Below are 11,418 nucleotides of genomic sequence, written 5' to 3'. Positions count from 1 at the left end.
TCCATGACATCAAGGATCCCCGGGGCGGAAGAGTTCACCAGCCGGCCCATTCCGCGCGAGGAGCTGCTGCGGCAGATCTCGCCCGCGCTGCCCCTGCACCGGATCGACGACGAACAGGCCGGCCAGGTCAACGCCCTGACCTACGAGGTCGTCCGGCACCGCCTGTGGGCCATCACCCAGGAGATGGGGGAGACGCTGCGGCGGATGTCGGGCTCGCACGTGGTCACCGAGTCCAACGACTTCAACTTCTCCATCTGCGACGAGCTCGGCGAGCAGGTCCAGGTCGGCGCCTACAAGGTGGGCCTCATCGGCTCCATGGACCTGGCCATCGTCTGGACGCTGCGCAACCGCAGCGCCAACCCGGGCATCGCCGAAGGCGACATGTTCCTGTGCAACGACCCCTGGATCGGCGGCGGGCTGCACCAGAACGACGCCGCGATCCTGGCCCCGATCTTCCACGAGGGCAAGCTGTTCGGCTGGACCACCGCCATCGCCCACCAGGTCGATCTGGGCGGGCCGCGGCCGGGCTCCTTCAGCCCCTCGGCCCAGGAGCGGGTCGGTCGCGCGCTGACGGCTCTCGGGATCGACCGAGCCCATCTGGTGGGCAACTCCTACGGTGGCGGTGTCGCGATGCGGATCGCCATGTGCCACCCCGATCGCGTGGACCGGCTCGTTCTCATGGCGCCCGGCGGAGTCCTCCCGCAGGACGCGGCCCCCTGGCCGGTCGGACTTGAACACCTCTTCGCCTACATGGCGGCCGAGAACCCCTCGCGCGAGGCCATGGCCCGGTTCGTACGCCTCATGGTGTACGACGAGACCCTGGCGACCGAGGCCCTCATCGACGAGCGGTACGAGTCGAGCCTGAAGGCCCACCCCGAGCTGCCGATACCCCCGAACTTCGGCGATCTGACCCCCGACCTGGCCCTCATCGACGCCCCCACCCTGCTCGTGTGGGGGCGGGAGGACCAGACCGTCCCGCTGACCTGGGCGCCCACGATCCTTCAGGGCATCCCCAACGCGGAGCTGCGCGTTCTGCCCCGGTGCCGGCACTGGGTGCAGTACGAGCGCGCGCCCGAGTTCAACCACATCGTCCGTGAGTTCCTGCAAGGCGGAGCCGCCGCCACGTCGAAGGGATGACACCGCCATGGGGATCCGCAAGCTGGGCTATATCGGCCTCAATGTCACCGACCCCGGCGCCTGGGCCGATCTGCTCGGGCGCACCCTGGGAGTCGGGATCACCACCGACAAGGCCGGTACGGACGAGGTGGCCCTGGTCGAACTCGACGCGTTCAAGTACCGCCTCGCGCTTCATCCCGCTGCGGTGGACGGCCCACGAGAGGTGGGGTGGATCGTCGATTCACCGCGCGAACTCGACCGCGTCACCCGGCGCCTGACCGATGCCGGCTTCGCCGTCCAGGAGGGATCCGCGGACGAGACGCGGCTGCGCGGCGCCACCCGGCTGCGCTGGTTCACCGACCCCGTCGGCTACCGCGTGGAGATGGCCGTCGGCGAGACCAAGGTCCGCACCAGCCCGGCCCGCCCGGCCGACACGCACCCCGGCGTCACCGGGCTCGGCCACTTCGTCCTCGCCGGCCCCAAGCTGGACGAACTCCGTGAGCTCCATGAGTCGGTGCTCGAATTCAAGCTGACCGACTACCGCGCCCCCGGCCTGTACTTCCTCCGCTGCAACACGACCCACCACAGCATCGCGCTCGCGCACGCGGAGACGCCGTCCATCCACCATATCGAGATCGAGCACGGCTCGATCGACGACGTCGGACGCGCCTACGACCGGGCCCAGGCCAATGGCGTGCCCATCTCGATCAGCCTGGGCCGGCACATGAACGACAGGGCGATCTCGTTCTACGTCAGGAACCCCAGCGGGTTCCACCTGGAGATCGGATGCGGTGGCATCGAGGTGGGCGAGGACTGGATCCCCCACGATTTCGGTGCGTCGGACGTCTGGGGACACCACCATGCCGATGCCAACCCCTTCGCCTCCCCGGCGTCATGACCGGCGATCTCCGCCTGCCCGCTGCCGCGGTCGGGTGCGCCGCCAGGCACCAGGCGGACTGTTCAACGAGAACGGCTGGACCGGGCCCCTCCTTCGGCGCGGACGGCGGCGTCGTACATGATCTGTGAGGCGGGCGAACGCCCCGCCGGATCCATCGCGGTGGTCCGGGGCCGGACACGGTCCCGCCGGAACCGGGTACGCGCCGCATGGCCATCCGTCCTCCTGGGGAAAGCAGTCCCGCATGGCACTCTTCGACCTTCCACGCGAACAGCTGCACCGCTACCGCGGCGCCTCCGCCGAACCGGACGACTTCGACGCGTTCTGGTCCGCCACGCTGACGGAGGCCCGGCAGTACGATCTCGACGCCCGCTTCGAGCCCGTCGACACGGGCCTCAGCACGGTGCGGGTGTACGACGCCACGTTCGCCGGCTTCGGCGGTCACCCGGTGAAGGGCTGGCTGACGCTGCCCGCGGAGGCCGCCGAGCCGGTGCCCCTCGTCGTGGAGTTCGTGGGGTACGGCGGCGGGCGGGGACTGCCCCATGAGCACCTGCTCTGGGCGTCCACCGGCCGGGCGCACTTCGTGATGGACACCCGCGGCCAGGGCAGTGGCTGGGGCGGCGGCGGAGGCACTCCGGACCCGGTGGGCGCCGCCCCCGCGTACCCGGGATTCATGACCCGTGGCATCGACGCGCCCGAGAACTACTACTACCGGCGGGTGTTCACGGACGCCGTGCGCGCGGTGGAGGCCGCCCGTACGCATCCCCTCACCGACGCCTCCTGTACGGCCGTCATCGGGGAGAGCCAGGGCGGAGGCATATCCATCGCGGTGGGAGGGCTGGTGCCCGACCTGCTGGCGGTCGCCCCGGACGTGCCGTTCCTGTGCGACTTCCCGCGCGCCGTCACCCTGACGGACTCGGCCCCGTACCGGGAGATCGGTCTGTTCCTCCGCACGCATCGCGGCCGCACCGGGGAGGCGCTGCGCACGCTCTCCTACTTCGACGGCGTCCACTTCGCCGCTCGCGGCCGGGCGCCCGCGCTCTTCTCCACCGCCCTCGAGGACCAGACGTGTCCGCCCTCCACCGTGTTCGCGGCCTTCAACGCCTGGGCCCACGAGGAGAAGTCCATCGAGGTGTACGACTTCAACGGCCACGAGGGCGGCGGGCCGTACCAGGCGGCGGCGAAGCTGAGGTGGCTCGGCTCCCGGATGTGACGAGGGCGGCGGCCCCGACCGCTGCCCGACCCCCGCTGTACGACCCCGCTGTACGACCTCGGCTGCCCGACTCTCGACGCACGACCCCGGCACACGACCCTGACACACGACCCCCGACGCACGACCCCCGGCACGGCCGGTGGGTGGTCCTGCCACCCACCGGCCGGCTGCGGCATGCCCGGAACACACCGGCCGTACGGACGGCACCCCGCGAAAACCCGTGAATGGCTGACGTCACACCCGTTGACGCGCGGACCGGGACCACCGAAGAATGTGCGGCACCCCTCTGACAACGTTGTCCAGCCCCGAGGTATCGCACCGTGTCGCACAGATCCCTGCCCATCGACCGCCGCCGCTTCCTGCACCTCGCCGGTCTCACGGGTGCGTTGGCCGCCCTGCCCCCGCTCACCGGAGCCGCGAGCGCCCACGCGGCGCACGGCGGCACGGACACGCCGCCCGACGCCGTCGCGGCCACCTATCTGCGGGTGCTCCTGGACCACACCCGGTGGTCCGAGACGCAGTGGGACGAGGCCCGGGGCCACTACCTGGCCAAGGACTTCGGGTTTGCCGTGGTCCTCGGCAACGCGGTCCTGCTCACCCACGGCACCTACGACGCGGCGCGCGCGGGCACCGACCGGGAGACCCTCGAACGGCGCACGCTCGCCACCATCCGGCACTTCGCCGCGTCCAACCGGCTCACCGGCGGCGACGAGTGGGGCCGCACGCTCTTCTTCGACACCACCTTCCAGTCGTACTTCATCCTCGCCGCCCGGCTGCTGTGGAAGGACCTCGACACCGCGACGCGGCGGAACGTCGAGACCATCGTCCGCGAACAGGCCGCCTACACCGTGTCGTTGGGCAGCGGCGACGACCCCGCCTCGGGCGACTGGACGCCGAACGGCCTGAACGGCGGACACATCGGCGACACCAAGCTGGAGGAGATGGGCCTGTACGCGCAGACCCTCGCACCGGCGCTCGCCTGGGCCCACGACGACCGCCGCGCCGCCGACTGGGCCACGTGGTACGGCGTCTGGTCGCGCAACGAGGCGGGGCTGCCGCCCGCCGATCTCGCCAACCCCGCCCGCGTGGACGGCGTCGCCGTCTCCGAGAACACCGCCCGCAATCTGTACGACACCTTCATCGTCGAGAACCACGGCTCCTTCGGCCCGCACTACCAGGAGGAGCTGTGGCGCACCTCCGGCCGCAACGCCGCACACTTCCTGGCCGCCGGACGCCCCCTCCCGCAGGTCCTCGCACGGCAGCCGAACGCCCAGCCGCTGTGGCGCACACTGCTGGGCGTCATGAGTGACGCGGGCGAGCCGCTGATGCCGATGGTCAACGACCGCGAGCACCTCTACGGCAGGGACGTCATCCCGCTCGCCTTCCTCTCCCAGGTGATGCGGGACGGGGCCGCGGCGCGCGCGGAGCAGGAGCTGGCGGCACGGCTGGAGGCGTATCAGCAGTACCCGCCCGAGCACCGGTTGGCGAAGTTCTCGGGGGAGCCGAAGTACGAGCCGGAGGCACGCGCCGAGATCGCGATCAGCTACCTGCTGCACGTATGGGCGGCGGCGTCCGGGCGGCCCGTCGAGCCGCTGTCGCGCGAGGAGCTGTTCGCGCATGCCTCCGGTGTCACGGACTTCGGGACCGGCCCCGGACTGGTGTCGCACCAGTCGCGAACCGCGTGGGCCGGTGCCGTGACCAAGCCCGGGTTCGTGAAGTTCGCCTGGCAGCCGGGCCACGACGACTGGCTGTTCCGGCTCAGTGGCGCGACCCCGATGTTCCTGCCCGCCACCGCCGCGAAGGTCCAGGGCCGTACCGTGCGCCTGTACGAGTCCCCGCGCGACGGCTTCGACGGCAGCGCGACGCTCCTGCGCCTCGACGGCGGCTGGGCCGGGTTCGCGACGCTCCCCACGGGCGCCGTCGTCTACGCGAGCAGCGGCACCGCCGACGCGGAGGGCCACCTCGAGGTGCACAACCTGACGATGCCCGGCATGCCGGGGCTCGACGGCGCGCGCACCTACCGCTTCGAGGAGGGCGAGGCGACCGTACGCGCCCGCGACACCGCCACCGGCACACCCGCCGGACGGGTCGACGACCTCGGCTTCACCCCCACGACGGTGCGCCACGTCCGCATGCTCGGCGTGCGGCCCGACCCGGCCTACGGGTACTCGCTGTACGCCTTGGAGGTGCGCGACGGCGCCCAGGGCGCGGACCTCGCGCGCGGCGGGTCCGCCACCGCTTCCTCGGCCGACGCCGGGAAGGGCGCGCCGCTCGCGGTCGACGGCGACGCGGCCACCCGCTGGGCGGTGTCGAGGGCCGACCGTCCGCGCGCCGACAGCTGGCTGGCCGTCGACCTCGGCGCCGAGCGCCGGATCGACCGGGTCACCCTGCGCTGGGAATCGGCGGCCGGCCGCGCCTACCGCATCCAGGGTTCCACGGACGGCCAGGACTGGCGGGACCTGGCGACCGGGCCGAGGCCGGCGGTGAGCAGCCGCGGCGGCTGGCTCGACGTCGAGGGACGCGCCGGGCTGGTGGTGCGTGACGGCCGGAACCGGATCGGCGTCTACGACGACACGATCGTCCTCGGCGACGGCCCGGCGGCGCCCCTCCTCGTCGAGGGCTTCCCCGGCACCTCGGCCGGGAAGCTGCGCGCGATCGCCCGGGGGAGCGCACCCACGGCGGAGGCCACCGAGGTGCGTACGACGCTGACCGACGGGCATCTGACCCTGTTCAACCTCTCCGGCGAGTCGGTCACGACGCGGATCGCGATCCCGCGCACCGGCACGGACACGGTGGTCTTCGAGGGCACGCAGCGGCTGACCGCCGACGGCACGTCCTTCGAGGCCGCGCTGCCGGCCGCCACGGCGGTCGTGCTGGCCCCGCGCTTCACGCTCACCCCCCTCACGAGCCGGAGCCTGCCGCCGGGCCTGCGGGTCCAGGGCGTCGACGGCGCGACCGTGCGCCTGTCGGGGGCCTCCTGCACCCTGCGCGTCCGGGCCCAGGGGCACAGCAAGGTCGCCGTCGTCGGAGCGGGCCGGACGATCACCGTCGTCCTGGACGGCGCCGTCGCCCACCCGCTTGACGACCTGGCCCTCGGCCGGACCGTCTTCCCCACGAGCCCGCTGCCGGAGGGCATGTCCGACCCCGCGGCGGCGGTGGACGGCGACGCCCATACGGCGTGGCGGCCGGGCACGCGCGGCCGCATGGTCGTGGACCTCGGCGCGGCCCGCCCGGTCCGCCTGGTGGAGGCCGAGTGGACGGCGGGCGCGGCGCCGGGCGCGAAGGTCGGCTTCAGCATGGACGGCATCACCTACCGGGACGCCGGGGCACTCACCAGCCGGGGCCGGGTGCGCCGGCTGACCGCCTCCGGGACGGCCCGCTACGTCAGCCTCCAGGTCGACGGGGCGGCGGACGCGGCGGTGTCACGGCTGACGGTGCGCTGAGGGCCCCGGGCCCGCCGGGCCCCGCGGGGACGCTCGTCGCCCGTTCCCCCCAACCCGAGTCGGCCACAACAGTCCGTCCGGCGCTTGAGGACGGGACCGCTGCGGCCGACTCGGGGGCATACCAAGGGGGCGAGTCCCCTCAGGGAGAGCTCACCGGTGGCCGCACCGCAGGGGGCGGAGCCGTGCGTGGAGTCCGCCTCGGCCCACGGCTCCCTTCGGGTAGTGGCGGCGCAGGTTGGCGGCGAGGACGCGGTCGAGCGTGCGGTCGGACAGCATCCGGCCCAGGCGCATGATCAGGGCGGCATCCCGGCCGGCGGTGTACCGGGTGCGCGGTCGGCGGGTCGTCACGGCCTTCGCGATCACCCGGGCGGCGGCGTCGGCGGTCAGACCCGATGAAGTGCCCGAGGCCATCAGCCTGTTGTACGCCTGGACCAGGCCGCCGTAGCGCTCGTCCTGCTCCGGCGTCATCCGGGCGGCCAGGTGGTTCGCCGTCGCGATCCCGCGGGTGGCCATCTCCGTGCGGACGCCGCCCGGCTGGACCACGACCACCTGTACGCCCAGCGGCGCGACCTCCCGGCGGAGCGAGTCGCTGACCGCCTCCAGGGCGAACTTCGCGCCGGCGTACGCGCCGTATGTGGCCATGGCGAACTTGCCGCCGACCGAGCTGATGTTGATCACGCGGCCCTTGCCGCGCAGCAGCGCGGGCAGCAGCGCCTGGGTGACGGCGATGTGGCCGAACAGGTTGACCTCGAACACCCGCCGCCACTCCGCCATCGGCAGGGCCTCGACCGGGGCGTTCACCTGGACGCCGGCGTTGTTGACGAGTGCGTGCAGCGCGCGCGGATCGTCGGCGACGCGGGCGGCGAGCGCCTCCACCTGCTCGGGCTTGGTGATGTCGAGGATGACCGGTTCGATGCCGGTCGATCGGATGGCGTCGGCGTCACGGTCGCGTCGCACACCGGCCAGGACGTGGAATCCCTGGCGAGCCAGTTCGCGGGCGGCTGACGCGCCCATGCCCGTGGAGGCTCCGGTTACGACGATCAGCTTCCGGGTTTCAGATGACGTTGTCACCTTGGCTACGCTACCGACTGAGATGACGCTGTCAACCGAATGTATGATGGCCGTCATGGTCACCCGTGCGGAGTCCGCCGCCGTCACCCGCCGCGCTCTGCTCGACGCGGCCGCCGAACTCCTCGACCTCGGCGGCCCCGAGGCGGTCACCTTGCGCGAGGTGGGCGCGCGGGCGGGCGTGACGCGGGGGGCGCCGTACCGGCACTTCGCGGGCAAGGACAGCCTGCTGACCGCCGTCGTGACCGAGGGCTGGGAACGGATCGGCGACCAGGTGCACGCCCTGCGGACCGACCCGGCCCTGTCGGCCTCCGAGAAGCTGCGCGGCGCTCTCCGCGCCCTCATCGGCGTCGGCCGGGACCAGCCGCATCTGTACCAGATGTTGTTCAGGCGGCCCGGACACCGTCCTGAAGAGCTCGGCGAAGGACTCGATCGCGTCCGGCGCCAGCTCTGCGGACCCGCGGGCGACCCGGCCGCGGACCGCGTCCGCGCGGCCGGACGCTTCCAGGACGAGTTCCTGGCCATCGTCGCCGCCCTCGTGGGGGAGCGGAACACACGGCACTACGGCGCCCTGCTGCTGAGCGGCGCCCACGGCATCGCGGACATGGAGCTCAGCGGCCACCTCGGCACGGACAGGTTGCGCAGCACCACGGACGAGCTCGTCGACACCCTCGTCCGCATGGTCGGGGACGCCGGCGAAACGACCTAGCGGCCGCTCGTCCGCGACCGGTTCGCCTACCCGCTTCCCCCCGGGCTGGGCCCGGCCGCCGCCGCCCCTCTGCTCTGCGCCGGTGTCACCGTCTGGGAACCCCTGCACGCTCTGGGCGTGGGGCCCGGCAGCCGCGTCGGCGTGGCGGGGCTGGGCGGTCCGGGGCATCTCGCGGTCAAGGTGGCCGTGGCGCTCGGCGCCATGACGTCGGTCATCAGCGACGTCCGCTACCGTTTCGTGCTGGACATGTCCGACCTGGGCTGAGCGGCCGGGCGGATGGCCTCGTCCGGCCAACGCCCGCCGCCCGCTCTGCCGTTCACCCCTCCGCGCACCGGATCCGCCACGGCCCGTCCCACGAGCCGTGGCGTCACCCCGTGCCCGCTGAACCCCTGACGGGTGTCCGTCGGTGGGGGACCGAACGGCGTGCGTCCCGGCCGGGTGCGATCAGGGAGCGATCAGGACGGTCTTGCCGGGCAGCCGCCCGGTGCCGGCGTCCTCATGCACCGCGCTCGACTCGACCAACGGGCGGCGGGCGGCGATATGGATCCGGAGCCGACCGTCATCGACCCTGGCGACCAGCTCGGTCAGCTGGGCGGCGTCGCCGCGGACGAACAGGCTCGCGGCGCGCACGGACCGGGCGGGCTCCTCGGGAACCGGGGTGCCGTGCTGGCGGCGACCCCGCCGTCGGCGACATAGCGCGACAGCCGCGCGGCCTCGTCCGGGGCGACGCGCACCAGGTTCAGCAGGACCTGGAACGGACCACCCACGGCGGCCGGACCCTCGACGAGATCGAGGTGGCCGACGACCCGGGCCGCGCCGTAGCCCTTCAGGCGCTCGGCGTGCCGCGGACCGGCCGCCGCGGTGACCTGCGCCCCCGCGTCGACGGCGAGCTGGACCGCGAGGCCACCCACCGCGCCCCCTGCCCCGTTGACCAGGACGGTCTGTCCGGGCTTCAGCTCGGCGAGCTCGAACAGCGTCTGCCAGGCCGACAGGCCGACCAGGGGCAGCGCCGCGGCGTCGACCAGCTCGATCGTCCGGGGCGCCGCGACCAGGGCCTCGGCCGGGGCGAGCACATACTCGGCGGCCGCGCCGGGGGCGTCGAGGGGCAGCATCGCCACGACCCGGTCACCGACCTCCAGGCCCGACACCTCCGCGCCGAGTTCGGCGACGGTGCCCGCCAGATCGATCCCGGGCACATGCGGGAGGGCGACCGGGATCATCTCGGTCAGGGCACCGGCGCGGATGTGGTCGTCGACCGGGTTGAACGAGGTGGCCGCCACCCGCACCAGCACCTGCCCGGCGCCGGGGACCGGACGCTCGATGTCCTCGTGGCGCAGGACCTCGGCGCTGCCGAAGCCGTGGTAACGCACTGCCTTCATGGCACTTTCCTCCAGTGTGTGGTGACTGTGTGTCGATACCGATGCCATGCCGATGAGGCGATCGGTCGGTCATGCGCGGCGAGTCGATGCGCGGAAGTGCTCGCCATCGTGTTGCGAAACCGCGGCGCGCAGTGGCGCTTGAGGCGCGAACCGGCCGAAGGCGGCCTTCAGTTCATCCGCGCCGGCGGTGAGCGAAAGAGGGACGAGACGATCGGCCGCCGGGTGGGCGACCGCGACACCGGGTGGCCTTGCCCCGGTGGTCGGTGAGGGCGTCGACGTGGGCTCGGACGAGAGCGTCGACGGCCTCGTCCTACACCATCACGGACACCGTGCCCCGGATGCCGAACAGCGACTTCCCGTAGATCTCGGCGGCCACTTCGGGGTTCGCTGTCTCCTCGGTGCGCAAGACCGTCGGCTTCGCGCCGTTCCCCGCGGGGCCCGCGGGCGCCCGCACAACATCCCGTCCTGGAGCCTCGGTATCAACACCTTCTCCCGACTGCGCGATGACGCATGGGAGTTCATCCGCTGGGCCGCGGGCCCGGACATGGCCGCCGAACTCCAGGCCGCGGGAATACCGTGCGCCCGGCAGTCCGTGTGGTCCGATCCCAAGACCTCGCGTCCTTCCCGCCCGACCTCGCCGAGGCGATGCGCGTCAACGCCGAGCGCGGCACCGGGCACGACCGCCCCCAGGTGCTCCAGGTCGGACGGGCCCGCGACATCGTCGGGCGCCCGCTGGTGGCCGGGATCCTCGGCAAGCCGGTGAAGCCGGTGAAGCCGGTGATCCGTGACGCCGACGCCGAGTTCGCCGATTTCCTCGTCCGCGACAACCGCCACAAGGAGTCCTGATGTCCACCACCGAGGTCCGTGCGACGGCGACGGCCCGGGACTCCGCCCATCCGCCCCGCGGCCGGGCCCCGCGCACCGTCGAACAGGCCAACCGCCGGCTGAAGTGGGCGACGCTCACCCCGGCCCTCGCCTTCGTCGGACTGATGATCGTCTTCCCGCTGGCCTTCACCGTCGACCTGAGCCTCACCGACGCCTTCGGCGCGGTGAACGCCCGGAAACACCACGTGGGACTGCGGAACTTCGTGGACGCGCTCGACGACGCCCGCCGGTTCTGGCCCGCGGTGAAGCGGACCGTGATCTTCACCATCGGAAGCGCTCGGAAAGAGCAGACATTTGACTTCCTCCCCCGTCTAGAGGCGGGGGAGTCCAGCGGTCGCCCGCTGGGTTTCCTGCTTCACCGACGACCGCCCCGTCCGGGAGGACTCCCGTTGAGGTCTTACACCGTCTCCACAGGCAGACGCCGCCAGCCCGGCGGCCAGGATGTTGCGTGCCGCGTTCACATCGCGGTCATGCACCGCACCGCAGTCGCACGTCCACTCACGAACGTTCAGTGGCAGCTTCTCGCGGACGGTCCCGCACGCCCCGCACAGCTTGCTGCTGGGGAACCAGCGGTCGACCGTCACGAGTTCGCGCCGGTGCCAGGCGCACTTGTACTCCAGCATGGAGCGCAGTTCCGTCCACGACGCATCGGAAATGGCGCGCGCGAGCTTGCCGTTCTTCAGCAGATTGCGGACGGTGAGGTCCTCGAC

9 protein-coding genes and 3 pseudogenes are annotated in these 11,418 nt (G+C 72.6%); 8 read left to right on the top strand and 4 right to left on the bottom strand.

Annotated features, from left to right (window positions below; genetic code table 11):
* The first annotated feature begins 3 nt into the window (after positions 1–3).
* The 4 genes from NQU54_RS33875 (at position 4) to NQU54_RS33860 (ending at position 6,667) form a co-directional block, all read left to right on the top strand.
* Positions 4–1,137 (top strand): alpha/beta fold hydrolase, encoded by a 1,134-nt coding sequence (locus NQU54_RS33875; protein WP_257634374.1) that lies wholly within the window; start codon positions 4–6, stop codon positions 1,135–1,137.
* Positions 1,138–1,144: 7 nt separating this feature from the next.
* Entirely contained in the window at positions 1,145–2,014 is an 870-nt protein-coding gene (locus NQU54_RS33870) for a VOC family protein (protein WP_257634373.1), read from the top strand.
* A gap of 241 nt (positions 2,015–2,255) precedes the next feature.
* Positions 2,256–3,224: an acetylxylan esterase gene (locus NQU54_RS33865; protein WP_257634372.1), complete on the top strand. Its 969-nt coding sequence runs from the start codon at positions 2,256–2,258 to the stop codon at positions 3,222–3,224.
* Positions 3,225–3,544: 320 nt separating this feature from the next.
* Positions 3,545–6,667, top strand: coding sequence for a discoidin domain-containing protein (locus NQU54_RS33860; RefSeq protein WP_257634371.1), 3,123 nt, complete (start codon positions 3,545–3,547; stop codon positions 6,665–6,667).
* A 150-nt stretch (positions 6,668–6,817) separates the two neighbouring features.
* On the opposite strand, the gene NQU54_RS33855 is transcribed toward NQU54_RS33860, so the two are convergent.
* Positions 6,818–7,738, bottom strand: coding sequence for an SDR family NAD(P)-dependent oxidoreductase (locus NQU54_RS33855; RefSeq protein ID WP_257634370.1), 921 nt, complete (start codon positions 7,736–7,738; stop codon positions 6,818–6,820).
* 55 nt (positions 7,739–7,793) lie between these two features.
* Between NQU54_RS33855 and NQU54_RS33850 the strand changes: the two genes are divergently transcribed.
* A complete protein-coding gene (locus tag NQU54_RS33850) occupies positions 7,794–8,444 on the top strand; it encodes a TetR/AcrR family transcriptional regulator (RefSeq protein ID WP_257634369.1) in 651 nt (216 codons plus the stop codon).
* A gap of 6 nt (positions 8,445–8,450) precedes the next feature.
* Positions 8,451–8,663: pseudogene (locus NQU54_RS33845) on the top strand (NAD(P)-dependent alcohol dehydrogenase); the annotation flags it as partial.
* 225 nt (positions 8,664–8,888) lie between these two features.
* Here the strand turns inward: NQU54_RS33845 and NQU54_RS33840 are convergent.
* Complete coding sequence (locus tag NQU54_RS33840; protein ID WP_257634368.1) at positions 8,889–9,074, bottom strand: zinc-binding dehydrogenase; 186 nt, start codon at positions 9,072–9,074, stop codon at positions 8,889–8,891.
* Positions 9,029–9,823 (bottom strand): NADP-dependent oxidoreductase, encoded by a 795-nt coding sequence (locus NQU54_RS33835; protein ID WP_257634367.1) that lies wholly within the window; start codon positions 9,821–9,823, stop codon positions 9,029–9,031. The genes NQU54_RS33840 and NQU54_RS33835 overlap by 46 nt, the downstream gene beginning before the upstream one ends.
* Positions 9,824–10,212: 389 nt before the next feature.
* On the opposite strand from NQU54_RS33835, the pseudogene NQU54_RS33830 reads away from it, so the two are divergent.
* Positions 10,213–10,669: pseudogene (locus tag NQU54_RS33830) on the top strand (sugar ABC transporter substrate-binding protein); the annotation flags it as partial.
* A pseudogene (locus NQU54_RS33825) lies at positions 10,669–10,983 on the top strand (sugar ABC transporter permease); the annotation flags it as partial. The pseudogenes NQU54_RS33830 and NQU54_RS33825, both read left to right, overlap by 1 nt.
* 36 nt (positions 10,984–11,019) lie before the next feature.
* Here the strand turns inward: NQU54_RS33825 and NQU54_RS33820 are convergent.
* Positions 11,020–11,418 (bottom strand): RNA-guided endonuclease InsQ/TnpB family protein (locus NQU54_RS33820; RefSeq protein WP_257634366.1); only part of this gene is annotated, 399 nt, incomplete at its 5' end.

The organism is Streptomyces malaysiensis subsp. samsunensis (assembly GCF_024519315.1).
Taxonomy (GTDB): domain Bacteria; phylum Actinomycetota; class Actinomycetes; order Streptomycetales; family Streptomycetaceae; genus Streptomyces; species Streptomyces malaysiensis.
The sequence above is the reverse complement of the archived record's forward strand: the minus strand, read 5'-3'. Positions and strand labels throughout refer to the sequence as shown.

Excerpts from the sequence above, each read along its gene's own strand:
- NQU54_RS33875 (WP_257634374.1), top strand. The coding sequence starts at position 4 with ATGACATCAAGGATCCCCGGGGCGGAAGAGTTCACCAGCCGGCCCATT.
- NQU54_RS33870 (WP_257634373.1), top strand. The coding sequence starts at position 1,145 with ATGGGGATCCGCAAGCTGGGCTATATCGGCCTCAATGTCACCGACCCC.
- NQU54_RS33865 (WP_257634372.1), top strand. The coding sequence starts at position 2,256 with ATGGCACTCTTCGACCTTCCACGCGAACAGCTGCACCGCTACCGCGGC.
- NQU54_RS33850 (WP_257634369.1), top strand. The coding sequence starts at position 7,794 with ATGGTCACCCGTGCGGAGTCCGCCGCCGTCACCCGCCGCGCTCTGCTC.
- NQU54_RS33835 (WP_257634367.1), bottom strand. The coding sequence starts at position 9,823 with ATGAAGGCAGTGCGTTACCACGGCTTCGGCAGCGCCGAGGTCCTGCGC.